This is a genomic window from Halomonas sp. SSL-5, from assembly GCF_030708455.1.
Lineage (GTDB): Bacteria > Pseudomonadota > Gammaproteobacteria > Pseudomonadales > Halomonadaceae > Halomonas.
The window spans coordinates 243,781-270,523 of record NZ_JAUYWF010000003.1; the positions used below are offsets into that span (position 1 = coordinate 243,781).

Genomic DNA, 26,743 nt, shown 5'->3' on the forward strand with positions numbered 1-26,743 from the left:
CGCCAAGGGCGAGCGGCGCCGGGAGCTTTTGGGGTCAGACCCCGGCGGAGGTGCCGCCGCCAGCGGAATGTTCAAGACGGGCCGAAATGACACGGCTGGGGTCTGACCCCAAAAGCGCAGCCTCGGCGGCAGAGTCAAATCGGGCATCCACGTTGTACGGCAGCGGTCATGCAATCATGAAAGAGGTCACTGAATGACCATGGATATCCAGGTGGCGGAGGGCGACGTCGAACGCCTCTCGCTGCGCGAGTACACCGAGAAGGCGTACCTCGACTACTCGATGTACGTCATCCTCGACCGGGCGCTGCCGCATATCGGCGACGGCATGAAGCCGGTGCAGCGCCGCATCGTCTACGCCATGCGTGAGCTGGCCCTCAACGCCAGCGCCAAGTACAAGAAGTCGGCGCGTACCGTCGGCGACGTACTGGGCAAGTTCCACCCCCACGGCGACAGCGCCTGCTACGAGGCCATGGTGTTGATGGCCCAGCCGTTCAGCTACCGCTACCCGTTGGTGGATGGCCAGGGCAACTGGGGCAGCCCCGACGACCCCAAGTCGTTTGCCGCCATGCGCTACACCGAGGCGCGGCTGTCGAAGTTCGCCGAGGTATTGCTGGCCGAGCTGGGCCAGGGCACCGTGGACTGGACCCCCAACTTCGACGGCACCATGAACGAGCCGGTGGTGCTGCCGGCGCGCCTGCCCCACGTGCTGCTCAACGGCGGCACCGGCATCGCCGTGGGTATGGCGACGGACATACCGCCCCACAATGTGAATGAGGTGGTCGAGGCCACCTGCCACCTGCTGCGCCACCCCGAGGCGACCACCGCCGACCTGGTCCAGCACCTGCCGGCACCGGACTTCCCCACCGAGGCGGAGATCATCACGCCCCGTGCGGACCTGAGGAAGCTCTACGAGAGCGGGCGTGGCTCGGTGAAGCTGCGCGCCCGCTACGTGATGGAGGAGGGCAGCATCGTGGTGACCGCGCTGCCCTATCAGGTCAGCGGGGCCAAGATCCTCGAGCAGATCGCCGCCCAGATGCAGGCCAAGAAGCTGCCCATGGTGGCCGACCTGCGCGACGAGTCGACCCACGAGGAGCCGACTCGGCTGGTGATCGAGCCGCGCTCCAACCGCGTGGATATCGAGGCGCTGATGGCGCACCTGTTCGCCACCACCGACCTCGAGAAGAACATCCGCGTCAACATGAACGTGATTGGCCTGGACGGCCGCCCGCGGGTGATGGCGCTGCCCGATATGCTCGGCGAGTGGCTGCGCTTCCGCCGCTCCACGGTGCGCCGGCGCCTGGAACACCGCCTGGGCAAGGTGGAGGACCGCCTCCACCTCCTCGAGGGCCTGCTGATCGCCTACCTCAATATCGACGAGGTGATTCGCATCATCCGTGAGGAGGACGCGCCCAAGCCCGCGCTGATGGAGGCCTTCGGTCTCAGCGACCGCCAGGCCGAGGCGATCCTCGAGCTGCGCCTGCGCCACCTGGCCAAGCTCGAGGAGATGAAGATCCGCGGCGAGCAGGATGAGCTCGAGGCCGAGCGCGCACGCCTCCAGGAGCTGCTCGGCAACGAGGCGGCGCTCACCGACCTGATCGAGGAGGAGCTGCGTGCTGCCGCCGAGGCCCACGGCGACCCCCGCCGTTCCCCCATCGTCGAGCGCGAGGAGTCCCGGGCGCTCTCCGAGGTCGAGCTGGTGGGTGCCGATCCCGTCACCGTGGTGCTCTCCGAGAAGGGCTGGATCCGCAGTGCCAAGGGCCACGAGATAGACCCCGCCGGGCTCTCCTACAAGGCCGGCGACCGCTTTGCCCTGGCCGCCCGCGGCAAGACCAACCAGCCGCTGGTGCTGCTCGACGACACCGGCCGCGCCTACACCCTGCAGGCCCATAACCTGCCCAGTGCCCGGGGCCAGGGCGAGCCGGTGACCAGCCGGGTCAATGTGGTGGCCGGCGCCCATATGGCCGGGGTGATGCTGGCGCCGCCGGCCACCCGCTACCTGCTCGGCTCCGACGGCGGCTATGGCTTCGTGGCCCGCCTCGGGGAGCTGGTGGGCAAGAACAAGTCGGGCAAGTCGGTGCTGACGGTGCCCAAGGGGTGCAACGTGCTGCCGCCGGTTCAGGTGCCGGAGGGCGAGGGGGCGCTGGTCGCGGCGGTCTCCAACGAGGGGCGCCTGCTGCTCTTCCTCCTGGCGGAGCTGCCGGAGATGGCCAAGGGCAAGGGCAACAAGATGATCGATATCCCCGGCCCCCGGGCGGCGCGCCGCGAGGAGTTCGTGCGCGACCTGGTGGTGCTGCCGAAAGGCGCGGCGCTGGTGGTGCATGCCGGCAAGCGTCACCTGACCCTCAAGGCCGACGATCTGGCGTATTATCTCGGCGAGCGCGGCCGGCGTGGCAGCAAGCTGCCCCGCGGGCTGCAGAAGGTCGACAGGTTGGAAGCGTTGAACGGCGACAGCTGACAAGATGGTACCGCGGCGCCGGGTCAGCCGCGGAAACGAGAGAGCTCCTGAGGCAACCATGACACGACGAATCCTGATCCGCGCCACCGGCGCGGCGCGACCGGGCCAACTGGCCGGACTGGGTCGGGCACTGGCCACAAGCGGCGCGCGGCTGCTGGACATCAACCAGAGCGTGACCTTCGGCATGCTCTCCCTGGAGGCCCTGGTGGGGCTCGAGCGGGAGGCCGACCTCGAGGCGGCGCTCTCGGCGGCGGGGGACGAGCTGGGCCTCGATGTCCAGGCGATCCAGGTCGCCGCCGAGGACTACCAGCGCTGGAGCAGCCAGGCCAGCCAGCCGCGGCTGATCCTGACCCTGCTGGCGCCGCACCTGCCGGCGGGTATCCTCGCCGAGGTGGGGGCGCTCACCGCCGAGCACGACCTCACCGTGGAGCTGATCCATCGCCTCTCCGGCCGCGAGCCGCTGGACGGTGGCGTTCCCGGCGAACACGACGCGATCCAGGGCGCCTGTGTGGAGTGCTGGCTGCGCGGCGAGGAGGTCGACCTCGACGCCCTGCGCGAGAAGGCGCTGGCGCTGGGGGCCATGCATGGCGTGGATATCGCCATCCAGGAGGACTCCATCTGGCGCCGCCATCGCCGGCTGGTCTGCTTCGACATGGACTCCACCCTGATCCAGGCCGAGGTGATCGACGAGCTGGCGCGCCGCCACGGCGTCTATGACGAGGTGGCCGAGGTCACCGAGCGGGCCATGCGCGGCGAGCTCGACTTCCAGCAGAGCTTCCGCGAGCGCATGGCGAAGCTCCGCGGCCTCGACGAGTCGGTGCTGGCCGAGATCGCCGAGCAGCTGCCGCTGATGGATGGCGTCGAGCGGCTGATGGCCCAGCTCAAGCGCCTGGGCTATCGCACCGCCATCCTTTCCGGCGGCTTCACCTACTTCGCCCGTTATCTGCAGAAGAGGCTCGGCTTCGACGAGATCCACGCCAACGAGCTGGTGATCGAGGACGGCAAGGTGACCGGCGAGGTGCGCGAGCCGATCCTCGACGCCGACCGCAAGGCCGAGCTGTTGCGCGAGATCGCCGCGCGGGAAGGGCTCTCCATGGAGCAGACCATCGCCGTGGGCGACGGGGCCAACGACCTCAAGATGCTCGCGGCGGCCGGTCTCGGCATCGCCTTCCGCGCCAAGCCGCTGGTGCGGGCCCAGGCGCGCCACTCCATCTCGACCCTGGGGCTCGATGCGGTGCTCTACCTGATCGGCTATCGCCAGGGCGACCTGGAGGAGTCGGCGCCGTGAGTTCGGGCTTCGAGGTCTGGCGCGACCGCTTCGAGCGGATGCGCGCCAACAAGCTGTTCGAGACCGCGGTCATCGCCATCATCATCGTCTCGGCGCTGCTGATCGGCGCCAAGACCTACGAGGAGACCAACCGCTTCCAGCAGTGGCTGCTGGCCATGGACGTGGCGGTGACGGTGTTCTTCCTGGTGGAGATCCTGATCCGCATGGCCGCGGAGCGGCGCCTGCGCGACTTCTTCCGTCGCGGCTGGAACATCTTCGACTTCCTGATCGTCACCGCCAGCCTGATCCCCCTGGACGACTCCGAGATGGTGCTGCTGGCGCGACTGCTGCGCATCTTCCGGGTGCTGCGCCTGGTGTCGATGATCCCCGAGCTGCGCATGCTGATGGCGGCGCTGGTCAAGTCGATCCCGCGCATGGGCTATGTGGCGCTGCTGATGTTCATCATCTTCTACATCTACGCGGCCATCGGCAGCTTCCTGTTCGCGGACATCGACGACTTCCTGTGGGGCAACATCTCCACCGCCATGCTCACGCTGTTCCGCATCGCCACCTTCGAGGACTGGACCGACGTGATGTACGCCACCCAGGAGGTGTATGCCTGGAGCTGGATCTACTACCTGACCTTCATCTTCCTCACCGCCTTCATCTTCCTCAACATGATGATCGGCATCGTGCTCGACGTGATGCAGAAGGAGAGCGTGCAGATGGAGATCGAGAGCGGGGAGGGGGAGGCCGCCGAGCTCCACGGCCTGCGCAGTGACGTACGCGAACTCCGCGAGCAGTTGACGCGCATGGAGGGGCTGCTGGAGCGCCGGAGTTGACAACGCCCTTCAGGCCTGATTCTCTAGACACATGAACCTGACCGCGTACGACCTCGACCTACGACTACTAGCGCTAGCCTGAGCGCTGGCGATGCCGCCTGCATCGCCGAGTCACTGCTCCCTCGCGGAGCCCCGGTCGTCAAGAGGTCGTACCATGTCATACATCCCCGTCGTCACAGATTGTTTCCAGGCCGCACCGGCATCGTCCCAGCGGGGCGGTGCCCAATGGTCCGTGATCTTTCGTACAGCGCCCCGACCGGCTCCCGGCCGTCGGGGCGCTGTCGTTTCCGAACGCCAGCACGCCTGACGCCCCGTATCCAGAGGAGAACGCCGCCATGATGCTCGACAACCCCGCCGCCAAGTACCGCCCCTTCGTCGCCGTGGACCTGCCCGATCGCCAGTGGCCCAATCGCCGCATCGAGCAGCCGCCCATCTGGACCAGCGTCGACCTGCGTGATGGCAACCAGTCGCTGATCGATCCCATGGACCAGGAGCGCAAGCAGCGCCTCTTCGACCTGCTGGTGAAGGTCGGCTTCAAGGAGATCGAGGTGGGCTTTCCCTCAGCCTCCCAGACCGACTACGACTTCCTGCGCTCGCTGATCGAGAATGACCGCATTCCCGACGATGTCACCATCCAGGTGCTGACCCAGGCCCGCGATCACCTGATCGATCGCACCTTCGAGGCCCTCGAGGGGGCCAGGAACGCCATCGTCCACGTCTACAACGCCACCGATCCGATGTTCCGCCGGGTGGTGTTCGGGGTCGAAAAGCCCGAGTGCATCCGGATCGCCGTGGACGCCACCGCACGCATCAAGCAGCGCATGGAGGAGGCGCCCGGGACCAACTGGACCTTCCAGTACTCGCCGGAGCTGTTCACCACCACCGAGATGGAGTTCGCCAGGGAGATCGTCGAGGCGGTGATGGATACCTTCGGCGCCAGCGCCGACAAGCCGATGATCGTCAACCTGCCGGCCACGGTGGAGGTCGCCACCCCCAACAACTATGCCGACCAGATCGAGTGGTTCTGCCGCAACGTCAAGGATCGTGAGGCGCTGATCGTCAGCGTGCACCCCCACAACGACCGCGGCACCGGCGTGGCCGCCGCCGAGATGACCCTGATGGCCGGCGCCGATCGCGTGGAAGGCACCCTGTTCGGCAACGGCGAGCGCACCGGTAACGTGGATATCGTCACCCTGGCGATGAACATGTACACCCAGGGCGTTCACCCGGGGCTCGACTTCTCCAACATCACGCCGATCATGCGCGAGGTGGAGTACTGCAACCAGTTGCCGGTTCACCCGCGGCACCCCTACGTTGGCGATCTGGTGTTCACCGCCTTCTCCGGCTCCCACCAGGACGCCATCAAGAAGGGCATGGCCGAGCGCCGCGCCCATCCGGAAGCCGTCTGGGACGTGCCCTATCTGCCCATCGACCCGCTGGACGTGGGCCGCAGCTACGAGGCGGTGATCCGCGTCAACAGCCAGTCCGGCAAGGGCGGAGTCTCCTACCTGCTCGAGCAGGAGCATGGCATCGAGCTGCCGCGTCGCCTCTCCATCGAGTTCAGCCAGGTGGTGCAGGAAGTCGCCGACCGCACGGGCAAGGAGATCACCTCCCAGATGATCTACCAGGCGTTTGCCGACGAGTATCTCGAGCAGACCTCGCCCTTCGGGCTGGTCAGCCACCGTCTCTCCTCGGAGCCCGACAGCCCGACGGTGAGCCTGGAGGCCACCATCGAGGAGCGTGGCGAGCGGCGGACCCTCCAGGGGCAGGGCAACGGCCCGCTGGCCGCCTTCATCAAGGCGCTGGCCGCCGCCGGCCACGACGTGGAGATCATCGACTACCACGAGCACTCCCGCGGCCAGGGCTCCGACGCCGAGGCGATCGCCTATGTGGAGGTGCGTATCGACGGTGAGGCGGTGTTCGGGGTGGGCTCCGACGAGAGCATCACCAGCGCCTCCATGAAGGCGGTGATGAGCGCCATCAACCGCAAGCTCTCCAGCCAGGCACCGGCGGCCAACGTCACCGCTGCGTCGCTGGCGTAACGCCGTTTCTGTAGGAGGGCAGCTCTGCTGCGCGACAGGCGCCGCAGGCGCCATGGCGGTATTGACCAGGCTCAGCGGGTCGCCGCCGGGAGGCCTGCGGCCTCCATCGCCCAATGAATTGGCCTCCTACAAGGGCGTCTTGCTCCCTTCCCCGGGGATCTCCCGCACCAGCCGCGGCATCAGGAACCCCGGCAGCACTTCCCTTAGGCCCGCGACCAGTTCTCGGGCCTCGTCGTCCGGGACGTCGAAGTGGGCCGCGCCCGCCACCGGGTCGAGCACGTGGAGGTAGTAGGGCAGCACCCCGGCCGCGAAGAGTCGCTCCGAGAGCGCGGCCAGGGCCGCTACCGAGTCGTTGACCTCGCGCAGCAGCACGCTCTGGTTGAGCAGGGTTACCCCGGCCGCCTTCAACCGTGCGCAGGCGGCGATAACGGCGTCATCGATCTCGTTGGCGTGGTTGATATGCAGCACCATCACCTTCTGCAGGCGCGTGGCACCGAGCCAGGTGAGCAGGGCGTCGTCGATGCGTTCGGGGATCACCACCGGCAGGCGGGTATGGACCCGTAGCCGCGTCAGGTGGGGAATCTCCTCCAGGCGCTCGACCAGCCAGGCGAGTTGTCGGTCGCTGGCGGCCAGGGGGTCGCCGCCGGAGAGGATCGCCTCATGGATGGTGGGGTCACCGCGCAGGTGCTCAAGGGTCGCGTCCCACTGGGCCCGGGAGGGGGAGTTCTCGGCGTAGGGGAAGTGGCGCCGGAAGCAGTAGCGGCAGTTCACCGCGCAGGCGGGACTGGTGATCAGCAGCACGCGTCCCGAGTACTTGTGGATCAGCCCCTTGGCCGGGGTGTGGGTGGCCTCTTCCAGCGGGTCGGCGACATAACCCGGCGTGGGTCGGCTCTCCTCACCCAGCGGCAGCACCTGGCGGAGCAGGGGGTCGTGGGGGTCGCCATGGCGCATGCGCGCCAGGAAGGCCTCGGGCACGCGCACCTCGAAGAGCTCATGACCGGACTCGGCCCCGGGCAGCCAGCCCTCGTCCAGCCCCAGGCGGCGACACAGCTCGCGCGGGTCGCGGATGGCGCCGGCTAGCTGGGCCTGCCAGGCGGGCGGCGTAGGACCCCCTCTTCGACCCGTCCCCGGCGCCTCTCGCTGCGAACCTTTCTGGTTGCTTTCTTCGCCTTCGTCATGACGCTGCAAATGGTCAGGGCTTCGGGTTATCATGCGGCACACCAGTCAATGCTGACGAGGATGCGCCCTGGAAGGCTTGCCCTCGTCGAAAATCGTTTCCCAGCGCGCCGCCGTGCTTCGGTGGCGCGCTCGAATCCATGGGTGAGTGAAGATGGCGAACTATTCTACCAACGAATTCAAGGGCGGTCTGAAGGTGATGCTCGACGGCGATCCCTGCGCGATCGTCGAGAACGAGTTAGTCAAGCCCGGCAAGGGTCAGGCGTTCAGCCGCGTCAAGCTGCGCAACCTGATGACCGGCCGCGTCTGGGAGCGCACCTTCAAGTCAGGCGAGAGCCTGGAAGGCGCCGACGTCATGGATCTGGACATGGAGTATCTCTACAACGATGGCGAGATGTGGTACTTCATGAAGACCGACGGCTCCTTCGAGCAGTATCCGGTGGAGAAGAAGGCCCTGGGCGACACCGAGAAGTGGCTCAAGGAGCAGGTGGTCTACACCATCACCCTGTGGAACGACAACGCCATCAGCGTGAGCCCGCCCAACTTCATCGAACTCGAGGTCACCGAGACCGACCCCGGCCTCAAGGGCGACACCGCCCAGGGCGGCTCCAAGCCGGCGACTCTCTCTTCCGGCGCCGTGGTGCGCGTCCCGCTGTTCATCAACGAGGGCGAGGTGCTGAAGGTGGATACGCGTAGCGGCGAGTACGTCTCCCGCGCCTGACCCCGGCTTCGCTGGGAACCGTAGCCCTCAGGGGACAGACCCCGGCGGAGGAGACATCGTAAGCAAGGTGTGCCAAGACCAGCCAGAGTGGCTTGGTCGGGGTCTGTCCCCTGAGGGGGTATCCAGCTTACGGCTTACAAGGCCACGCTACATCGGCGTGGCCTTTGTCATTGTGGAGGAGAGGTTATGGCCGTCGACTGGCGCCCCACGGCGACCATCGAGACCCTGCGCGAGCGGGCGCGCCTGCTGGGCGAGGTGCGCGCCTTCTTCGCCGAGCGCGGCGTGCTGGAGGTGGAGACGCCGGTGCTGGGCCGCGGTGGCAGCACCGATGTGCATCTCGCTTCGCTGTCTGCCGAAGCCACCACGCCCGCCGGGCGCGAGCGGCTTTGGCTGCAGACCTCGCCGGAGTTCGCCATGAAGCGGCTGCTGGCCGCGGGTGCCGGGCCGATCTTCCAGCTGGCGCGCTGCTTCCGCGACGGCGAGGTGGGGAGGCGCCACAACCTCGAATTCACCATGCTGGAGTGGTACCGCCCGGGTTTCACACTGGACGCGCTGATCGAGGAGAGCGCCGAGCTGGTGCGTTGCGTGCTGGGTCGAGAACTAGGGGACGAGGCGGGTCCGCTGCGCCGCCGTCGCTATCGCGACCTGTTCCGGGAGACCCTCGACATCGACCCCTTTACCGCGCCCCTTGGCGAACTTCGCCGCATGGCCGAAGAGCAGGGCGGTCTTGCCATGGGTGAGGCCCCCCGCGATGACTGCCTCGACCTGCTGCTGAGCTTCGCCATCGAGCCGCAGCTGGGGCGGGGCGGCATCGACGTGGTGGTGGACTACCCGGCCAGCCAGGCGGCCCTGGCGCGGCGCCACCGCGACCCGGAGGATGGCGAGTGGGTGGCCTCACGCTTCGAGCTCTATCTCGAGGGGCTGGAGCTCGCCAACGGCTATGACGAACTGACCGACGCCACCGAGCAGGCGGCGCGCTTCGCCGAGGACAACGCCGCCCGGCGGGCGGCGGGGCTGCCGGCGGTGGATGTGGACGCGCGCCTGGTGGCGGCACTTGAGCATGGCATGCCGGAGGGCAGCGGGGTGGCGCTCGGCATCGACCGGCTGATCCAGCTGGCGCTGGGCAAGTCGAGCGTGGCGGAGGTCATGGCCTTCGCCACGCCGCGCTGCTAGGCCGCTGAAGCTAGGGCGCCGGGGGGAAGTCGAAGCGGAGGTCCTATGCCAGGGATGGCATCGGTAGCGCCCAGGGATGGGTTCACAGCGCCTCCGCGCAGACTTTCCGCCGGGAAAGCCCGGGGACTATTTCGCCAGCTCCCCCAGCGACTGCCCCATCTGCACCTTGGCGCCGGGCTCGAGGCCGTCGGCGAAGTCCACCGGCTCACTGAACGCCATCACCACCGTGGAGCCGAGCTTGAAGCGGCCCATCTCCGCGCCCTTCTCGAGCCTGATCGGGTTGTCGAAGCGAATGCGCTGCACGCCGCCACGGGGCAGCGGGGTGATCTGCCCGGCCCATACCGTCTCGATGGCGGCGACGATCATCGCCCCCACCAGCACCATGGCCATCGGCCCCTGCTCGGTATCGAAGTGGCACACCAGGCGCTCGTTGCGGGCGAACAGGCCGGGGACGTGCTCGGTGGTGGCGGCATTGACCGAGAAGAGTCGCCCCGGCACGTAGACCATCTCGGTCAGGGTGCCAGCCAGGGGCATATGCACCCGATGGTAGTCGCTGGGGGAGAGGTAGACGGTGGCGAAGCTGCCACCCAGGAAGCGGCTCGCGGCGTCCACGTCGCCGCCCAGCAGCGCCTCGGCGGAGAATCGATGCCCCTTGGCCTGCAGCAGCTGGCCTGCCTCGATGGCGCCGAACTGCGAGAGCCGCCCGTCGGCGGGGCTCACCACCCCCTCGCCGATGGGGCGCGCGTCGGCCGCAAGCGCCCGGGTGAAGAAGTCGTTGAAGGTGGCGTAGGCCGTCGGATCGGGTTCGGCGGCCTCGGCCATGTCCACCCCGAAGCGGCGGATAAAGGTACGCACCAAGGCGTTCCTGAGCGCCGGCTGGCGACACTCGGCGAGTCGACCCACCAGTCGGGAGAGCAGATGGTGGGGCAGGGGGTACTGGATCAGGGCGAACAGCTTGGATAGGGACACTATGCGGGGAGCTCTCTAAGGTTCAGGCATATTGGCTGATAGGGTGGGATCGGCATTATTTGGGCTCTTCGCACATTGGCGTAGTTGAAGCTGTAGGAGGGAGGCTCCGCCTCGCGACTGGGGGCCGAAGGCCTCCCGGTAATGTCAAAAGGCTGGGCATCACCACAAGGGCGCCTGACGGCGCCAATCGCGATGCAGAGCCGGGACGCCGGACCGATCCCTCCTACAGTTCGCTTTCACGTTGATGTGCCAGGCGCCATTTTTGAAGCTTCCAGCTACTTCTCGACCGGCGTATCGTCGCGATTGCCCCATTCCTTCCAGGAGCCGGCATAGCCGCGGATCTTCTCGAATCCCAGCGCACGGCCGACCAGCCAGGTGAAGCCGCTGCGATGGTGGCTCTGGCAGTGGGTCGCCACCTCCATGTCGGGGGTCAGGCCCAGCGCCTCGAGTTCGGTGACCAGCTCGGCATAGTCGCGGATGCGCAGGGCGCGCTCGCGGTCCATGGCCTCGGTCCACTCCAGATTCACCGCACCGGGGATATGGCCCAGGCGCTTGTTTTCGCCCTTCTCGCCGCGATACTCCGCAGGCGAGCGGGCATCCCAGACCGCGAAGCCCTTCTCGCCCAGGCGCTCGGCAAGCTCGGCATGGTCGATCAGCACTTCGGGGGTGAGGATCTCCGCCTGGTAGTCGCTGGGCGTGGGTCGGCGGTCCTCGGTGGAGAGCGGCTGACCCGACTCGCGCCAGGCGTGGATGCCGCCATTGAGGTAGGAGTAGCGGGTGTGGCCGATCAGCTCCAGGGTCCACAGCAGGCGACCCGCCCAGCCGCCGCCTTCGTCATCGTAGGCGACCACATGGGTGTCCCGGGTCAGGCCCAGTTCGCTGAACAGCGCCGAGAGCTGCTCGACGCTTGGCTCGAGGCAGGGCACCTCGCCCTCGCCGCGCATCAGGCGGGCCTTGTCGAGGAACACCGCGCCGGGCACATGGCCCTCGGCATAGCTCTCGGCGCGCATCGGCACGTCGACGATCAGCAGCGAGGGCGCATCGAGGTGCTCGGCGAGCTGTTCCGGCTCGACGATCAGCGGCAGCAGGTTGGCTTCGGAACTCATGGGGATCTCCTTTTCTTGTTCCAGGGCGCTTATTCCAGCGAGTCGAGGATGCGTCGGTAGCTGGCGAAGCGTTCGGGATGGATCTCGCCACGCTCCACCGCTTCCAGCAGGGCACAGCCGGGCTCCTGGCGGTGGCGACAGTCGCGAAAGCGGCAGCGGCCCAGCAGGGGAAGGAACTCGATGAAGCCCTCGGTGACCTGCTGCTCGTCGAGATGGATCAAGCCGAATTCGCGTATCCCGGGGGAGTCGATCAGCTCGGCACCGGCCGCCTCCGGGAGTCGATAGAGCCGCGCGGTGGTGGTGGTATGGGTCCCCTTGCGTGAATCCTTCGACAGCTCGCCGATGCGAAGTTCCTCATCGGGTAGCAGGCGGTCGATCAGCGACGACTTGCCCACCCCGCTCTGTCCCACGAACACCGAGGTGCGGCCGGCCAGGCGTGCGTGCAGGGCGTCGAGGCCCCCTTTGCGCTCGGTGGTAGTGGTCACCACGGGGTAGCCCAGCCCCTCGTAGCGGCGCAGCAGCGCCATCAGCTCGCCGCCGTCATCGGGCAGCAGGTCGACCTTGTTGAGCACCAGCACCGGGGAGATGCCGGTGGCCTCGGCGGCCACCAGGTAGCGGTCGATCAGGTTGGGGTGCGGTTCGGGTTCCACCGCGAAGACGATCAGGATCTGGTCGATATTGGCCGCCACCGGCTTGAGCTGGCCGCGGGCATCGGGGCGTTCGAGCACGCTTTCGCGCTCGCCGCGGGCCACCACCACGCCCTCTACGGTGCGCCCCTCGGCGTCGGTCCTGCCGCGCCAGACCACCCGGTCACCGGTGACCAGGCCCTCGAGGTTGGCGCGCAGGTGGCAGCGTATTACCTCGCCATCGGCGTCCGGCCGCACGTCCAGAGTGCGCCCGAAGTGGGCGATCACCCGCCCCGGCCGCTCGGGGCCGTACTCCCCCGCGGCCAGCAGCTCGTCCTCCGGGACGTCACGCCGGGTCGCACGCTCGGCGCGTTCGGCCTGGATCTTCTCGACACGCCAGCGCTGCTGGCGGCTCAGCTTGCGTTTGCTCATGGTGCCCTGATGCTCGGTACAATGAAGGCATTGTACTCACCCATGACGCCGGCTGTCGCGAGGTTGCGAGCCGGCCCCGCAGGAGAAGGCTTCCCCATGAGTTCGCAAGCGTCAGCGAAAGACAGCAAGCAGGATCCCCGCAAGCAACGCCTGGTGTGGATCGATCTGGAGATGACCGGGCTGGACCCGGAGAAGGAGAGGATCATCGAGGTCGCCACCCTGGTCACCGATGCCGAGCTCAACGTGGTCGCCGAGGGGCCGGTGATTGCGGTCAAGCAACCCGATGACCTGCTCGAGGCGATGGACGAGTGGTGCACGAAGACCCACGGCGAGTCGGGGCTGACCGCGCGGGTGCAGGCCAGCGATATCGACACTGCCGAGGCCGAGCGGCGTACCCTCGAGTTCCTGCGTGAGCATGTCGACGCCGGCGTCTCGCCGATGTGCGGCAACAGCGTCCATCAGGATCGCCGCTTCCTGGAACGCGAGATGCCCGAGCTGTTGGCCTTCTTCCACTACCGCAACCTGGATGTCTCCACTCTCAAGGAGCTGGCGAAGCGCTGGAATCCCGGCGCCATGGCCGGCTTCAAGAAGCGCAACGTGCACCTGGCCATGGACGACATCAAGGAGTCCATCGCCGAGCTGGCCCACTACCGCGAGACCTTCCTGCGCCTGCCGGGCCAGTGGAGCGACGAGGAGGAATAACCGGGCTTCGCCCGGAGCTGTAAGCCATAAGCTTGAAGCTGTAAGAAAAACCGTGTTGCCAGGTTTGGTGGCAACATTCTGACTTACGGCTTACGGCTTACGGCTTACGGCTTACGGCTTACGGCTTACGGCTTACGGCTTACGGCTTACGGCTTACCGCTCGCCGCAATCAGCAGCGGCCGCTTCTCTCGCTGCCGGCCCAGCGCCCAGCGCACATGCTCGCGCACCAGGTCGGAGGGATAGGCGAGTCGCGCGCGCAGCGCGGCCTCCACCGCCTCGCTCCAGGGGGCGTTGCCCAGCCCCACCGCCAGGTTGCGCAGCCAGCGCGCGTAGCCGATGCGGCGCAGCGGGCTGCCGGCGGTCTTGTCCAGGAACTCCTCCTCGCCCCAGGCGAACAGCGACAGCAGGCTGGCGCGGTCGAGGTCGTGGCGAGGCGTGAAGTCCGGCTCCGCGGTGGGCGTGGCGAAGCGCGTGAAGGGGCAGACCAGCTGGCAGTCGTCGCAGCCGAACACGCGGTTGCCCATGGCCTCGCGGTAGCGCTCGGGAATGGCGCCGTGAAGCTCGATGGTCAGGTAGGAGATGCAGGCCCGGGCGTCCACCACGCGGTCCTCGACGATGGCGCCGGTCGGGCAGGCCGTGCGGCAGGCGCTGCAACTGCCGCAGTGTTCGGAGGCGAAGGGTTCATCCACCGGCAGCGGCAGGTCGGTATACAGCTCGCCCAGGAAGAACAGCGAGCCGGCCCGGGGATTGAGCAGCATGGCGTTCTTGCCGACCCAGCCGAGCCCCGCCTTGCGCGCCAGGGCCCGCTCCATCACCGGTGCCGAGTCGACGAAGGCGCGGTAGCCGAAGGGCCCTGCCTCGGCCTCGATCCACTTGGCCAGCGTCGCCAGGCGCTTGCGCATCAGCTTGTGATAGTCGCGGCCGGTGGCATAGCGCGATACATAGGCCGTCTCGGGCCGCTCCAGCGTGGCCAGGGTCTCCACCTCGGCGGGCAGGTAGTCCAGGCGCACGCTGATCACCCGCACGGTGCCCGGCACCAGCTCGGCGGGGCGGGTGCGCTTGGTGCCGTGCTTGGCCATGAAGCCCATCTCGCCGTGATGGCCGGCGGCCAGCCAGCGGGCGAGGCGCGCCTCGTCCTCGGCCAGGTCGACATCGGTGATGCCGAGTTGCTGGAAGCCGAGCTCGCCTCCCCAGGCCTTGATACGCTCGGCCAGGGCATGCAGATCGGGGGCGTCGTCGTGGGCAGACGAGGAAGACATGATCGCGGAAACACCGTGCAGGGGGCTTGCGTCACTTGGCGCAAGCCACGAAGGCTTTACACTGTTCGATAAGCGCGTTCATCGAACCATCGCCATGATAAAGCATTGCCACCCGGGAGACACCGCATGGCCGACAGCCATCCTGCCGTATCGCTGCACCCGCTCTACCGTGCCGAGCAGGTGCGTGAGCTCGACCGGCGGACCATCGCCGGGGGTATCGCGGGTTTCGCCCTGATGCAGCGTGCCAGCGCTGCCGCCTGGCAGTGCCTCAGGGAGCGCTGGCCCGAGGTGCGCTCGCTGACGGTGCTGTGCGGCGCCGGCAACAACGGCGGAGACGGCCATGTGCTGGCCGCCCTGGCTGCCGCGGAGGGGCTTGCGGTGCAGCGCATCCTGCTCAAGGAGGTCGACGAGCTGAGTGGCGATGCCCGCCGCGCCGCGGACATGGCAACCGCAGCCGGCGTCGGTGCCGAGCCCTGGCGTCCCGGCATGGCGTTTTCCGGCCAGCTGCTGGTGGATGCCCTGCTGGGCACCGGTCTCGATGGCGAGGTTCGCGGCGACTTCCGCGAGGCGATCGCGGCGGTCAACGCGAGCGCCAAGCCGGTGCTGGCCATCGATATCCCCTCTGGATTGCATGCCGACAGCGGCGCGGTGCTCGGCGAGGCGGTGCGCGCCGCCGCCACCGTGACCTTTATCGGCGACAAGCTGGGCCTGCATACCGGGGCGGCAGCGGATCATGTCGGCGAGCTCGCCTTTCGGGCGCTCGGCGTGGACGCCCTGGCCGCGGTCGACCTGGTGCCAGCAGCGGAGTTGCTCGACGAGAGCCTGCTGCGGGACTGGCTGCCGGCGCGACGGCGCGCCACCCACAAGGGGGACTGTGGCCATGCGCTGATCCTGGGCGGAGCGCCCGGCTTCGGGGGGGCGGCGTTGCTGGCCGCCGAGGCCTGTGGGCGCCTGGGGGCGGGCAAGGTGAGCCTGGCGACCGCGCTGCAGCACGTTACCGCCAGCCTGGTGCGCCGTCCCGAGGTGATGGTGCATGGCGTCCGCGGTGCCGGCGATCTCGACGAGTTGCCCACGCTCGCCGATGTGCTGGTGGTGGGGCCGGGCCTGGGACTGGGCAGCTGGGGGCAGGGCTTGCTGCAGGCGGCGCTGGCTGCCGGCAAGCCGCTGGTGGTGGATGCCGATGGCCTCAACCTGCTGGCCGTGCACTACCCCGGGACACGCCGCGACGACTGGATCCTGACGCCGCACCCGGGCGAGGCGGCACGCCTGCTGGGCTGCAGCACCGCCGAGGTCGAGGCGGATCGCCCCGCGGCGGCGCGGGCACTGCGCGAACGCTTCGGTGGGGTGATCATCCTCAAGGGCGCGGGCAGCCTGATCGCCGGCCCCGGCGGGATGGCCGTCTGCCCCTTCGGCAACCCGGGCATGGCCAGCGGCGGGATGGGCGATGCGCTCTCCGGGATGCTCGGCGCCCTGCTGGCCCAGGGCGTGCCCCTGGAGAGCGCCGCCCGGCTGGGCGTGCTGGTGCACGCCCGGGCCGCGGATCTCGCCGCGGCAGAGGCCGGGGAGCGTGGTCTGCTGGCCGGTGATCTGGCATCCTATGCGCGAATTATGGTCAACCCGACAGGGTGTGATGGCGACGTGTGATGGCAAGGGCGAGGACGATGCGGCTGCGACTCGATGACGAAGCGTGCCAGGTGGGCCTGGGCGAATGCCTGGGCCGTGCCCTGGAGGGGCGTGGGCGGGTCTATCTCGTCGGCGAGCTGGGGGCCGGGAAGACCACCCTGGCCCGGGGCGTGCTGCGTGCCTATGGCCATCGCGGCGCGGTGAAGAGCCCTACCTACACCCTGGTGGAGCCCTACGAACTCGATGGGGTGCGGGTCTACCACTTCGATCTCTATCGGCTGGGGGACCCCGAGGAGCTGGAGTTCATCGGTGGCCGTGACCTGCTCGGCGACGACGCCCTGAGCCTGATCGAGTGGCCAGCGCGTGGGGCCGGCTGGCTACCCGAGCCCGACCTGCGCGTCGAGCTCTGCGTGGCGGGCGACGGTCGCGAGGCCCGGCTGGAGGCACTCAGTGCGCAGGGCCGAGCGGCCCTGGCGCGCCTGGGCGCCATGCCCGACGTCGCCGAATGGCGGCTTTCCGATGACAGCCACGAGGGGAGCACGGCATGAGGTTCGCTGCCCTGCATCGTCTGTTTGTCCTGGGGCTGCTGCTGGGCCCGTTGGCCGGGGTCCAGGCCGGCGAGGTCGAGAACCTGCGCCTGTGGGCGGCACCCGATCATGCGCGCCTGGTGTTCGACCTGGCGTCGCCCACCCGGGCCGAGGTGTTCCCCCTCGACAATCCCCGGCGCCTGGTGATCGACCTGGATGATAGCCGCATGCAGGCCGATCTCGACGGGCTCGATCTGACCGGCAGCGCCATCAGCCGCATCCGCTCCGGCGTGCGTGACGGCAGCGGCCTGCGCGTGGTGCTCGACCTGGAGCGCGAGGTGGATCCACGGCACTTCTCCCTGGCGCCCAACGACCAGTACGGCCACCGCCTGGTGGTGGATCTGGAGTACCCCGGGGAGAGCGCGGTGGAGGACCCCATCGATCCCATCGAGGCGATGATCCGCGAGCAGGAGATCGCGGCCAAGCGAGCCCAGGCCCAGGCCGACCACGGCGGCGCGGCCTCGACGCCCGAGCCCGCAGCGGCGGTGCAACGAGCCCAGCCGCATCCACGACGCGATATCATCATCGCCATCGATGCCGGCCATGGTGGCGAGGACCCCGGCGCCATCGGTCCCGCGGGCACCCGGGAGAAGGACGTGGTGCTGCAGATCGCCCAGCGCCTCCAGCAGCGGGTCAACGCCACCGAGGGCTTTCGCGCGGTGATGATCCGCGACAGCGATTACTATGTGGGGTTGCGTCAGCGCACGCATATCGCCCGCGAGCAGAAGGCGGACTTCTTCGTCTCCATCCACGCCGATGCCTTCAACAGCCCGCGGCCCAACGGGAGTTCGGTCTACGCGCTCTCCCAGCGTGGGGCCACCTCCGAGACCGCCCAGTGGCTGGCCGAGAGCGAGAACCAGGCCGATCTGATCGGCGGCGTGGACGGCAACCTGTCGCTCAAGGACAAGGACGAGGTGCTGCGTGGCGTGCTGCTCGACCTGACCATGACCGCGACGCTCAACGATTCCCTCTCCATCGGTGGGCAGGTGCTGGATCGCATGGGGCGCGTCAACCGCCTGCACAAGTCGCGGGTGGAGCAGGCCGGCTTCGTGGTGCTCAAGTCACCGGATATCCCCTCGCTGCTGGTCGAGACCGGCTTCATCTCCAACCCCGAGGAGGAGCGTCGCCTGCGCGACCCCGGCCACCAGGAGCAGATGGCCCGGGCCATCTTCGCCGGCCTGGAGGAGCATTTTCGCACCAACCCGCCACCGGCCAGCCTGCTGGCCTGGCAGCGCGACAACGGACGGCGCACCGTCGGCAACGAGTACAGGATTCAGCCGGGCGATACCCTGTCCGAGATCGCCTCTCGCCACAACGTGCCGGTGGGCCGCCTCAAGCAGGCCAACGAGCTCAATGGCGACGTGATCCGGGTGGGGCAGGTGTTGCGCATCCCCCGTTCATGACATCCCCTGGAGCCCTATGACCGAACAGCGTCGTATCCGGATACTCGACCCGCGCCTGGCTAACCAGATCGCCGCCGGCGAGGTGGTCGAGCGACCCGCTTCGGTGGTGAAGGAGCTGGTCGAGAACGCCATCGACGCCGGCAGTTCACGCATCGAGGTGGAGCTGGAGGCCGGTGGTGCCCGGTTGATCCGGGTGCGTGACGACGGCAGCGGCATCGGCGAGGATGACCTGCCGCTGGCGCTGTCGCGCCACGCCACCAGCAAGATCGTGTCGCTGGAGGAGCTGGAGGGCGTGGCCAGCCTGGGCTTCCGCGGCGAGGCACTCGCCTCGATCAGTTCGGTGTCGCGCCTGGAGCTGGTCTCCAACCCCGCGGAGGACCCCACCGCCGGCTGGCGGGTGGTGGCGGAGGGCCGCAACATGGAGCCCCGCGTCTCCCCGGCGCCGCACCCCCGCGGCACCTCGGTAACGGTGCGTGACCTGTTCTTCAATACGCCGGCCCGACGCAAGTTCCTGCGTACCGAGAAGACCGAGTTCGGCCATGTCGAGGAGGCCTTCCGCCGCCAGGCGCTATCGCGCTACGACATCGGCTGGACCCTGCGTCATAACCACAAGACCGTCCATCAGCTGCGCCCCGGAGAAGATGTGGCCAGTCGCGAGCGGCGCATCGCCGCGCTGCTCGGCAAGGCGTTCCTCGAGCACGCCCTGCACCTGGACCTCGAGGCCTCGGGCCTGCGCCTGTGGGGCTGGGTCGGCCTGCCCACCCACTCCCGAGCCCAGGCCGACCAGCAATACTTCTTCGTCAACGGCCGCGTGGTGCGCGACCGCCTGGTGGCCCATGCCGTTCGTCAGGCCTACCGTGACGTGCTCTTCCACGGCCGCCACCCGGTGTTCGTCCTCTACCTGGAAGTCGACCCGTCGGTGGTCGATGTCAATGTCCACCCCACCAAGCATGAGGTTCGCTTCCGCGACGGGCGCCTGGTCCACGACTTCCTCTTCTCCAGCCTGCACCGGGCGCTGGGCGAGGCGCGGGCCGGCCAACCAGGCGTCGGGCCCGCCGAAGAGGCGGGTGAGGGGGGCGACGAGGGCAACGACGCTGGCGCCTCGCCGCAGCGGGTGGCCGAGGCCGCCGGGCGCTGGCAGCAGCAGCCCATGTCGCTGCCGAATCGCGAGGAGGGGGGCAAGGTGACGCCCGACAGGGTGCGGGCCTTCATGGAGGGCTACCGCCACCTGCATCCGAACCACGAGGAGACCCTGCTCACGCCCCAGCCCGCGGCGCCCGGCGCCGGGGGGGCCGCGGCCGGCCTGGCCCTGGCCGAGCGCCAGGCGTCGCAGGCCTCGCCGCGTGTGACGCTGCCCGAACAGGATGACACCCGGGCGCCGCCGCTGGGCTACGCCGTGGCGCAGCTGCACGGGGTCTATATCCTCTCCCAGAGCGAGCGCGGCCTGATCCTGGTGGACATGCACGCCGCCCACGAGCGTATCGTCTACGAGCGCATGAAGACCCAGGTCCATGGCGGTCGCCTCGAGGCCCAGCCGCTGCTGGTGCCGGTCTCGCTGGCGGCCAGCCCAGCGGAAGTGGCCACCGCGGAGAGCGAGCGCGAGGCCTTCGCTCGGCTGGGGGTCGAGCTCGATGTCGCCGGCCCCGAGACCCTGCTGGTGCGCCAGGTACCGGTGCTGCTGGCCGATGCCGACGTGGAGCCGCTGGTGCGTGAGATGCTCGCCGACCTCGAGCGCTACGGGCGCTCCGACCGCCTCGAGGCGCATATCAACGAGCTGCTCTCCACCATGGCCTGCCACGGCAGCGTGCGTGCCAATCGCCGCCTGACCCTGGCGGAGATGAACGCCCTGCTGCGCGACATGGAGCGCACCGAACGCAGCGGCCAGTGCAATCACGGCCGCCCCACCTGGACCGAGATGAGCATGCAGCAGCTCGACCGCCTCTTCATGCGCGGGCAGTAGAGAACGATAGCCACCCCTGCGGCGAGAAGCGCCGGGGGCAGGCCGAAGAGGAGGTCCTACGCCATGGACGGCGTCGGTAGCGCCCAGGGATGGGTTCACAGCGCCTCCTCGCAGGCCTGTCCCCGGGTAAGCGACTCGGCGCTTTCCCTGAGAGAGTCCGAGAATTTCATGCCCGATTCGCGTCCCCCCGCCATCCTGCTGATGGGCCCCACCGCCGCCGGCAAGACCGACCTCGCCATCGAGCTCCACGAACGCCTGGGCGTGGAGCTGATCAGCGTCGACTCGGCCATGGTCTACCGTGGCATGGACATCGGCAGCGCCAAGCCCTCCGCCGAGGAGCTGGCCCGCGCGCCGCACCGGCTGATCGATATCCGTGACCCGGCCGAGCCCTACTCGGCGGCCGACTTCCGCGAGGATGCGCTGCGCGAGATGCGCGAGATCAGCGCCGCCGGCCGGGTGCCGCTGCTGGTGGGCGGCACCATGATGTATCTTCGCCAGCTGCTCTTCGGGGTCGCCAACCTGCCGAGTGCCGACCCGGTGGTGCGTGCCGGGCTCGAGGCCGAGCTCGAGGAGCGCGGCATGGCCGCCCTGCATCAGGAGCTCGGCCGCATCGACCCCGCCTCGGCGGCGCGCATCCACCCCAACGACCCCCAGCGTCTGCTGCGTGCCCTGGAGGTCTTTCGCATCAGCGGGCGCCCCCTCAGCGAGCTGTGGGCCGAACAGCGCCCGGAAACCTTTCCCTGGCGTACGCTGTCGATAGGGCTCGCACCCGGCGAGCGGCGCGTGCTGCACACGCGTATCGCCACGCGCTTCGCGGCCATGCTCGAGGGCGGCCTGATCGAGGAGGTCGCCGCGCTGCGTTCGCGTGGCGATGTGACGCCGACACTGCCCGCGATGAAGAGCGTAGGGTATCGTCAGGTATGGGAGTACCTCGAGGGCGAGGTCGACCGCGCCGGACTCGCGCAGCGCGGCATCGTGGCGACCCGGCAGCTGGCCAAGCGGCAGTTGACCTGGATGCGCAGCTGGGAGGCGCTGCACTGGGTGGATACTCAGGGCGACGACCCCCGGGCCCGGGTGCTGAAACTCGTGCGCCATTTCGGCACTTAGCGTAAGATACGGTGTTTCCTAGGCCGCTGGCCGGGCCGCTTGAAAAGGCCCCCGCAAACCCCAACAACCCAACCCCAGAGACACATCCAGGGAGAGAAAAAAATGTCCAAAGGGCAGTCGCTTCAAGATCCGTACCTGAACATCCTGCGCAAGGAGCGTATCCCGGTATCGATCTTCCTGGTCAACGGCATCAAGCTGCAGGGCCAGATCGAGTCCTTCGACCAGTTCGTCATCCTGCTGCGCAACACCGTCAGCCAGATGGTCTACAAGCACGCCATTTCCACCGTGGTCCCGTCGCGCAACGTGCGACTGCCGGCCCAGGATCCTGCCGCGCCGCAGGAAGATGAGTGAGGTAGTGATTGTTTTTTGAACGCCCCGACGCCGGTGAGACGGCGGTCCTCGTCCATATGGACTTCCAGGACGAAAAGGAGCGCGAGGATCCGGGTGAACTCCTGGAGCTCGTGCGTTCGGCCGGTGCCGTGCCGGCCACCCTGCTGACCGGCAGCCGCAAGCGTCCCGACTCGCGCACCTTCGTGGGCTCCGGCAAGCTCGAGGAGCTGCGCGAGGCGCTCGGCGTCCATGGCGCCGAGCTGGTGATCTTCAATCATGGCCTGAGCCCCTCCCAGCAGCGCAACCTCGAGCGCGAGCTCAAGTGTCGCGTGATCGATCGCACCGGCCTGATCCTCGATATCTTCGCCCAGCGGGCGCGTACCCATGAGGGCAAGCTGCAGGTGGAGCTGGCCCAGCTGGAGTACATGTCGACCCGCCTGGTGCGGGGCTGGACCCACCTGGAGCGCCAGAAGGGCGGTATCGGCCTGCGTGGCCCCGGCGAGACCCAGCTGGAAACCGACCGGCGGTTGCTGCGTGGGCGCATCAAGGCGATCCACAAGCGCCTCGACAAGGTGCGTACCCAGCGCGATCAGAACCGTCGCTCCCGGGCCCGCGCCGAGATCCCCAGCGTCTCGCTGGTGGGCTATACCAACGCCGGCAAGTCAACGCTGTTCAACGCCCTTACCGCATCGAAGGTCTATGCGGCCGACCAGCTCTTCGCTACCCTCGACCCAACGTTGCGGCGCCTGGAGATAGAGGACGTGGGGCCGGTGGTGATGGCCGACACCGTGGGCTTCATTCGCCACCTGCCGCATAAGCTGGTGGAGGCTTTCCAGGCGACCCTGCAGGAGGCCGCCGAGGCCAGCCTGCTGGTGCACGTCATCGATGCCGCCGACCCCGACCGCGAGCTCAACGTGGAGCAGGTCGAGACGGTGCTCGATGAGATCGGCGCCCTGGAGGTGCCGACGCTCAGGGTAATGAACAAGATCGACCTGCTCGACAGCGCCCCTCGCATCGAACGCGATGGCGAGGGCCGCCCCGAGGCGGTGTGGCTCTCGGCCCGGGAGGGCAAGGGGCTCGAGCTGCTGGAGCAGGCGCTGTCGGAGTGCCTGGCCGATGACGTCATCGACTTCTCGTTGACCCTGGAGCCCGAGCAGGGTCGCCTGCGCGCCGGCCTGCACGAGTTGGGCGCGGTGCGCGAGGAGCGCTTCGACGAGGATGGCCAGACACGCCTGCAGGTGCGCCTGCCGCGTCGCGACTTCCTGCAGCTGATGGCGCGGCTCGGCGAGCGGGCCGACGATTACCTGCCGGCGGCCCTCAGTGGGCGTGAGGCGTGGGAGGAGTCCCCGTAGGCGGGGCATGGACAAGACAGGATCGCAACCGAGGCCCCGGCCGGCATCTCCGGTCGGGGCAGCAACGCATAGTGGAGAAGACCTATGGCCTGGAATGAGCCTGGTGGTGGTGGCAACCAGCACGACCCCTGGAGTGGGGGCGGTCGTCGCGGCGGCGGTGACAAGGGCGGTGGCAATCAGCCGCCGGACCTGGATGAGGCCCTGAAGAAGTTTCAGGACAAGCTCAACGGCATGTTGGGTGGCCGCGGCGGCAAGAAGGGTGGATCCGGCGGCAAGGGCGGGGGCGGCAAGCCACGCAACGCCTTCACCCTGCCGGGCCTGCTGATCGTGGTGGCCTTGGCCATCTGGGCCGCGTCGGGCTTCTATCTGGTCGACCAGTCGGAGCGGGGCGTGGTGCTGCGCTTCGGCAAGTTTCAGGAGGTCGTCACGCCCGGCCTGCAGTGGAACCCGCCGCTGATCGATGACGTGCGCATGGTCAACGTGACTCGCGTGCGCTCCGTCACCCAGACCCAGTCGATGCTGACCCAGGACGAGAACATCGTCTCCGTCGAGATCTCGGCCCAGTACCAGGTCGCCGACCCCAGCTCCTACGTGCTCAACGTGCGCAATCCCGAGCTCAGTCTCGAGAACGCCCTGGACAGCGCGCTGCGCCACGTGGTCGGCGGTACCGACATGATCGATATCCTGACCTCGGGTCGTGAGATCCTCGGCAGCTCGGTGGCCAGCCGCCTGCAGTCGTATCTGGACAGCTACGGCACCGGCATCCTGCTGCAGACGCTCAACGTTGAGTCCACTGCACCGCCCGATGCGGTACAGGATGCCTTCGATGACGTCATCCGCGCCCGCGAGGACCGCCAGCGCACCATCAACCAGGGTATCGCCTACGCCAACTCCATCATCCCCGAGGCCCAGGGCCAGGCCCAGCGCCTCGTCGAGCAGGGTCAGGGCTATCGTGAATCGGTGGTCGCCGAGGCGCGGGGTCAGGCGAGCCGCTTCAATGCGCTGCTCGGTCAGTACGAGCAGGCGCCCTCGATCATGCGTGAGCGCCTCTACCTGGATGCCCTCAGCGAGGTGTTCGCCAATACCTCGAAGGTCATGGTCGACGTGGCCGACGACAGCCCGCTGATGTACCTGCCCCTGGACCAGCGTCCCGGCGGCGGCAGTGCCGGCAGCGAGGCCAACCAGGGCGAACAGGGTGAGCTCGATCCGCGGGTGCTGGAGCGCATGCGCTCCACCCAGTCATCGAGCAGCAACACCAGCAACAGCAGCAACACCGGTGGTATCCGCAGGGAGGGCCGCTAAATGATCAATAATCGTTCCCTGCTCATTGTCGGCGGCCTGGCGGCCGTCGCCTGGCTGGCCAGCAACAGCCTCTACGTGGTCGACGAGACCGAGCGGGCCGTCAAGCTGCGCTTCGGTGAGATCATCGAGGAGAATATCCAGCCCGGCCTGCACTTCAAGGTGCCGATTACCCAGACGGTGCGCACCTTCGATACCCGGCTGCTGACGCTGGACACCGACCCCAGCCGCTACCTGACCCTGGAGCAGAAGGCGGTGATCGTCGACTCCTATGTCCAGTGGCAGGTGGTCAACCCGACCCAGTACTACGAGGCCACCGCCGGTGACGAGCTGATGGCCAGCCGGCTGATCCAGCCGCGGGTCGACGAGAGCCTGCGTAACGAGTTCGGCCGTCTGAACCTGCAGCAGATCATCGCCGAGCGCCGCGATGACCTGATGACCGGCCCCACCGAGGATCTCGACCAGCTGCTGCGCGAGGAACTGGGGGTGGCGGTGCGTGATATTCGGGTCAAGCGCATCGATCTGCCCGAGGACGTCTCCTCCGCGGTGTATGAGCGCATGCGCTCAGAGCGCGAGCGCCAGGCTCGTGAATGGCGCGCTCAGGGCCAGGAGGAGGCCGAGCGGATCCGCGCCAATGCCGACCGCCGCCGCCAGGTTCTTCTCGCGCAGGCCAGTGCTCGTTCGGAGACTCTGCGCGGTGAGGGCGACGCCGAGGCGGCGTCCATCTTCGCCGAGGCCTACGGCCAGGACGAGGAGTTCTTCAGCTTCTGGCGCAGCCTGAATGCCTATCGCGACAGCTTCGCCGGCGACGACAACATGCTGGTCCTCGACCCCTCCAGCGAGTTCTTCCAGTACCTGAAGAGCCCCACGTCAGGCGGCGGGGAGTAAGGCACCCGGCCGGGCCTGCGAGCCCGGCCGGGGTTCATCCCCGGTGCAAACGTGGTAGACTCCTGACACCGGGCGAGGCCCGGTTTTTTTGTGGCCGTCTATCAACAAGACCGCGCCAGCCCGTCGCACGCGAGACGCTCGCCGGGCCACGGAAAAGCGTCTTTATCACGGCCATTCACTGCCTTGCAGGATGATTGACATGACCATCGCTGACCGCTGGCTGCTGCCCGACGGCATGGACGAAGTGCTGCCACCCCAGGCGAACCGCATGGAGGAGCTGCGTCGCGCGCTGCTCGACCTCTATCACCGCTGGGGCTACGACCAGGTGATGCCGCCCACCGCGGAGTTTCTCGACTCCCTGCTCACCGGCACCGGCTCCGACCTGGCGCTGCAGACCTTCAAGCTCACCGACCAGCTCACCGGCCGCATGATGGGCATCAGCGCCGATGTCACCCCCCAGGTGGCGCGCATGGATGCCCACTCCCTCAAGCGCCAGGGCCCGGTGCGGCTCTGCTACTGCACCAACGTGCTGCGCGCCACCCCCGACCAGCACCAGGGCGGCCGCAGCCCGGTGCAGGTCGGTGTGGAGCTGTTCGGCCACGCCGGCCTCGAGGCCGACCTGGAGATCCTCAACCTGGCGCTGGCCTCATTGTCCGCCGCCGGTGCCGGAGAGATCCACCTGGCCCTGGGGCACATCGGCATCTACCGTAGCCTGGTGGAGGCCTCGGGCCTCGAGGACGACGCCGAGCGGGCGATGTTCGAGGCCCTGGAGCTGAAGTCGCCGGGCGAGCTGGCGGCGCGGGTGGAAGAGAGCGTGGCGGATCCGGCGCTGGCCGAGATGTTCATGGCGCTGGGGCGCCTGCATGGGGGCGTCGAGGTGCTCGACGAGGCCCGCGAGGCCTTCGCCGAGGCACCAGCCGCGGTGGGCGCCGCCCTGGAGCAGCTGCGTGCCCTGCAGCGCGGCGTATTGGCCGCGCATCCCGAGGTGTCGCTCTACCTCGACCTCGGCGAACTGCGTGGCTACGCCTACCATACCGGCATGATGTTCGCCGCCTATGTGCCCGGCTACGGCCAGGCGCTGGCCAAGGGTGGCCGCTATGATGATACCGGGCGCGCCTTCGGTCGGGCCCGCCCGGCCACCGGCTTCTCCATGGACCTCAAGCAGCTGGCCACGCTGGCCCTCGCCGAGCCGCCCCGCAACGGCATCTGGGCCCCGGCCGAGGGCGAAGGGCTGGTCGAGGCCGTGATGGCGCTGCGCGCCGGGGGCGAGCGCGTGGTGCAGGCACTGCCGGGACAGCGCAGCGGCCCCGTCGAACACCGCTGTGATCGTCAGCTGGTGCTTCGCGATGGCCACTGGCAGGCCGTGACACTGTAGACTGGTATATCACCTTGGCGCGACGGCCCGCCGCCGCGCGGCAACGAGA

General features: G+C 68.4%; 22 protein-coding genes. 17 read left to right on the forward strand and 5 right to left on the reverse strand.

Annotated features, from left to right (window positions below):
* Positions 1-193 precede the first annotated feature (193 nt).
* From parC to leuA, 4 genes are all read left to right on the forward strand, one after another.
* Complete coding sequence (gene parC / locus RAN53_RS04745) at positions 194-2,455, forward strand: DNA topoisomerase IV subunit A (protein ID WP_305795659.1); 2,262 nt, start codon at positions 194-196, stop codon at positions 2,453-2,455.
* Positions 2,456-2,513: 58 nt separating this feature from the next.
* Positions 2,514-3,743, forward strand: a complete 1,230-nt coding sequence (gene serB, locus RAN53_RS04750) for a phosphoserine phosphatase SerB (protein WP_305795660.1) — start codon at positions 2,514-2,516, stop codon at positions 3,741-3,743.
* 38 nt (positions 3,744-3,781) lie between these two features.
* Positions 3,782-4,564, forward strand: a complete 783-nt coding sequence (locus tag RAN53_RS04755; RefSeq protein ID WP_305795765.1) for an ion transporter — start codon at positions 3,782-3,784, stop codon at positions 4,562-4,564.
* Positions 4,565-4,899: 335 nt separating this feature from the next.
* Complete coding sequence (leuA, locus tag RAN53_RS04760) at positions 4,900-6,606, forward strand: 2-isopropylmalate synthase (protein WP_305795661.1); 1,707 nt, start codon at positions 4,900-4,902, stop codon at positions 6,604-6,606.
* A gap of 126 nt (positions 6,607-6,732) precedes the next feature.
* On the opposite strand, the gene epmB is transcribed toward leuA, so the two are convergent.
* Positions 6,733-7,818 carry an EF-P beta-lysylation protein EpmB gene (epmB, locus tag RAN53_RS04765; RefSeq protein WP_305795662.1) on the reverse strand — a complete coding sequence of 362 codons (1,086 nt, stop codon included), beginning with the start codon at positions 7,816-7,818 and terminating at the stop codon, positions 6,733-6,735.
* A gap of 118 nt (positions 7,819-7,936) precedes the next feature.
* Here epmB and efp point away from each other — a divergent pair, with 118 nt between their 5' ends.
* A complete protein-coding gene (efp, locus tag RAN53_RS04770; RefSeq protein WP_305795663.1) occupies positions 7,937-8,503 on the forward strand; it encodes an elongation factor P in 567 nt (188 codons plus the stop codon).
* Positions 8,504-8,689: 186 nt separating this feature from the next.
* A complete protein-coding gene (gene epmA, locus RAN53_RS04775) occupies positions 8,690-9,676 on the forward strand; it encodes an EF-P lysine aminoacylase EpmA (RefSeq protein WP_305795664.1) in 987 nt (328 codons plus the stop codon).
* A gap of 126 nt (positions 9,677-9,802) precedes the next feature.
* Here the strand turns inward: epmA and asd are convergent, their stop codons facing one another.
* The 3 genes from asd to rsgA all read right to left on the reverse strand — a co-directional run bounded on the left by asd (position 9,803) and on the right by rsgA (position 12,809).
* Positions 9,803-10,645: an archaetidylserine decarboxylase gene (gene asd / locus RAN53_RS04780; RefSeq protein ID WP_305795665.1), complete on the reverse strand. Its 843-nt coding sequence runs from the start codon at positions 10,643-10,645 to the stop codon at positions 9,803-9,805.
* A gap of 275 nt (positions 10,646-10,920) precedes the next feature.
* Positions 10,921-11,751 carry a sulfurtransferase gene (locus RAN53_RS04785; RefSeq protein ID WP_305795666.1) on the reverse strand — a complete coding sequence of 277 codons (831 nt, stop codon included), beginning with the start codon at positions 11,749-11,751 and terminating at the stop codon, positions 10,921-10,923.
* 29 nt (positions 11,752-11,780) lie between these two features.
* Entirely contained in the window at positions 11,781-12,809 is a 1,029-nt protein-coding gene (gene rsgA / locus RAN53_RS04790; RefSeq protein WP_305795667.1) for a small ribosomal subunit biogenesis GTPase RsgA, read from the reverse strand.
* 96 nt (positions 12,810-12,905) lie between these two features.
* Here rsgA and orn point away from each other — a divergent pair, with 96 nt between their 5' ends.
* Entirely contained in the window at positions 12,906-13,511 is a 606-nt protein-coding gene (gene orn, locus RAN53_RS04795) for an oligoribonuclease (RefSeq protein ID WP_305795668.1), read from the forward strand.
* A 146-nt stretch (positions 13,512-13,657) separates the two neighbouring features.
* On the opposite strand, the gene queG is transcribed toward orn, so the two are convergent.
* Entirely contained in the window at positions 13,658-14,770 is a 1,113-nt protein-coding gene (gene queG, locus RAN53_RS04800; protein WP_305795669.1) for a tRNA epoxyqueuosine(34) reductase QueG, read from the reverse strand.
* 126 nt (positions 14,771-14,896) lie between these two features.
* Between queG and RAN53_RS04805 the strand changes: the two genes are divergently transcribed.
* The 10 genes from RAN53_RS04805 (at position 14,897) to RAN53_RS04850 (ending at position 26,694) form a co-directional block, all read left to right on the forward strand.
* Entirely contained in the window at positions 14,897-16,414 is a 1,518-nt protein-coding gene (locus tag RAN53_RS04805) for an NAD(P)H-hydrate dehydratase (RefSeq protein WP_305795670.1), read from the forward strand.
* 17 nt (positions 16,415-16,431) lie between these two features.
* Positions 16,432-16,941: a tRNA (adenosine(37)-N6)-threonylcarbamoyltransferase complex ATPase subunit type 1 TsaE gene (gene tsaE / locus RAN53_RS04810; protein WP_305795671.1), complete on the forward strand. Its 510-nt coding sequence runs from the start codon at positions 16,432-16,434 to the stop codon at positions 16,939-16,941.
* Positions 16,938-18,383, forward strand: a complete 1,446-nt coding sequence (locus RAN53_RS04815) for an N-acetylmuramoyl-L-alanine amidase (RefSeq protein ID WP_305795672.1) — start codon at positions 16,938-16,940, stop codon at positions 18,381-18,383. The genes tsaE and RAN53_RS04815 overlap by 4 nt, the downstream gene beginning before the upstream one ends.
* 16 nt (positions 18,384-18,399) lie before the next feature.
* Positions 18,400-20,343 carry a DNA mismatch repair endonuclease MutL gene (gene mutL, locus RAN53_RS04820; RefSeq protein WP_305795673.1) on the forward strand — a complete coding sequence of 648 codons (1,944 nt, stop codon included), beginning with the start codon at positions 18,400-18,402 and terminating at the stop codon, positions 20,341-20,343.
* A 168-nt stretch (positions 20,344-20,511) separates the two neighbouring features.
* A complete protein-coding gene (gene miaA / locus RAN53_RS04825; RefSeq protein ID WP_305795674.1) occupies positions 20,512-21,450 on the forward strand; it encodes a tRNA (adenosine(37)-N6)-dimethylallyltransferase MiaA in 939 nt (312 codons plus the stop codon).
* A gap of 102 nt (positions 21,451-21,552) precedes the next feature.
* Positions 21,553-21,801 carry an RNA chaperone Hfq gene (gene hfq / locus RAN53_RS04830; protein ID WP_161431466.1) on the forward strand — a complete coding sequence of 83 codons (249 nt, stop codon included), beginning with the start codon at positions 21,553-21,555 and terminating at the stop codon, positions 21,799-21,801.
* An 8-nt stretch (positions 21,802-21,809) separates the two neighbouring features.
* Positions 21,810-23,132: a ribosome rescue GTPase HflX gene (hflX, locus tag RAN53_RS04835; RefSeq protein ID WP_305795675.1), complete on the forward strand. Its 1,323-nt coding sequence runs from the start codon at positions 21,810-21,812 to the stop codon at positions 23,130-23,132.
* An 84-nt stretch (positions 23,133-23,216) separates the two neighbouring features.
* On the forward strand, positions 23,217-24,434 hold the full coding sequence (gene hflK / locus RAN53_RS04840) for an FtsH protease activity modulator HflK (protein WP_305795676.1): 1,218 nt from the start codon (positions 23,217-23,219) through the stop codon (positions 24,432-24,434).
* On the forward strand, positions 24,435-25,319 hold the full coding sequence (hflC, locus tag RAN53_RS04845) for a protease modulator HflC (protein ID WP_305795677.1): 885 nt from the start codon (positions 24,435-24,437) through the stop codon (positions 25,317-25,319).
* A 199-nt stretch (positions 25,320-25,518) separates the two neighbouring features.
* The gene (locus tag RAN53_RS04850; RefSeq protein WP_305795678.1) at positions 25,519-26,694 is read left to right on the forward strand and encodes an ATP phosphoribosyltransferase regulatory subunit; all 1,176 of its coding nucleotides are present in this window, start codon (positions 25,519-25,521) and stop codon (positions 26,692-26,694) included.
* The last annotated feature ends 49 nt before the right edge of the window (positions 26,695-26,743 follow it).

What these genes read in the sequence shown, in the direction of transcription:
- RAN53_RS04850 (WP_305795678.1), top strand. Translation starts at nt 25,519, where the DNA reads ATGACCATCGCTGACCGCTGGCTGCTGCCCGACGGCATGGACGAAGTG.
- hflK (WP_305795676.1), top strand. Translation starts at nt 23,217, where the DNA reads ATGGCCTGGAATGAGCCTGGTGGTGGTGGCAACCAGCACGACCCCTGG.
- hflC (WP_305795677.1), top strand. Translation starts at nt 24,435, where the DNA reads ATGATCAATAATCGTTCCCTGCTCATTGTCGGCGGCCTGGCGGCCGTC.
- efp (WP_305795663.1), top strand. Translation starts at nt 7,937, where the DNA reads ATGGCGAACTATTCTACCAACGAATTCAAGGGCGGTCTGAAGGTGATG.
- RAN53_RS04785 (WP_305795666.1), bottom strand. Translation starts at nt 11,751, where the DNA reads ATGAGTTCCGAAGCCAACCTGCTGCCGCTGATCGTCGAGCCGGAACAG.
- RAN53_RS04805 (WP_305795670.1), top strand. Translation starts at nt 14,897, where the DNA reads ATGGCCGACAGCCATCCTGCCGTATCGCTGCACCCGCTCTACCGTGCC.
- queG (WP_305795669.1), bottom strand. Translation starts at nt 14,770, where the DNA reads ATGTCTTCCTCGTCTGCCCACGACGACGCCCCCGATCTGCATGCCCTG.
- tsaE (WP_305795671.1), top strand. Translation starts at nt 16,432, where the DNA reads ATGCGGCTGCGACTCGATGACGAAGCGTGCCAGGTGGGCCTGGGCGAA.
- orn (WP_305795668.1), top strand. Translation starts at nt 12,906, where the DNA reads ATGAGTTCGCAAGCGTCAGCGAAAGACAGCAAGCAGGATCCCCGCAAG.
- hfq (WP_161431466.1), top strand. Translation starts at nt 21,553, where the DNA reads ATGTCCAAAGGGCAGTCGCTTCAAGATCCGTACCTGAACATCCTGCGC.
- rsgA (WP_305795667.1), bottom strand. Translation starts at nt 12,809, where the DNA reads ATGAGCAAACGCAAGCTGAGCCGCCAGCAGCGCTGGCGTGTCGAGAAG.
- leuA (WP_305795661.1), top strand. Translation starts at nt 4,900, where the DNA reads ATGATGCTCGACAACCCCGCCGCCAAGTACCGCCCCTTCGTCGCCGTG.
- serB (WP_305795660.1), top strand. Translation starts at nt 2,514, where the DNA reads ATGACACGACGAATCCTGATCCGCGCCACCGGCGCGGCGCGACCGGGC.
- RAN53_RS04815 (WP_305795672.1), top strand. Translation starts at nt 16,938, where the DNA reads ATGAGGTTCGCTGCCCTGCATCGTCTGTTTGTCCTGGGGCTGCTGCTG.
- miaA (WP_305795674.1), top strand. Translation starts at nt 20,512, where the DNA reads ATGCCCGATTCGCGTCCCCCCGCCATCCTGCTGATGGGCCCCACCGCC.
- epmA (WP_305795664.1), top strand. Translation starts at nt 8,690, where the DNA reads ATGGCCGTCGACTGGCGCCCCACGGCGACCATCGAGACCCTGCGCGAG.
- parC (WP_305795659.1), top strand. Translation starts at nt 194, where the DNA reads ATGACCATGGATATCCAGGTGGCGGAGGGCGACGTCGAACGCCTCTCG.
- RAN53_RS04755 (WP_305795765.1), top strand. Translation starts at nt 3,782, where the DNA reads ATGCGCGCCAACAAGCTGTTCGAGACCGCGGTCATCGCCATCATCATC.
- epmB (WP_305795662.1), bottom strand. Translation starts at nt 7,818, where the DNA reads ATGATAACCCGAAGCCCTGACCATTTGCAGCGTCATGACGAAGGCGAA.
- mutL (WP_305795673.1), top strand. Translation starts at nt 18,400, where the DNA reads ATGACCGAACAGCGTCGTATCCGGATACTCGACCCGCGCCTGGCTAAC.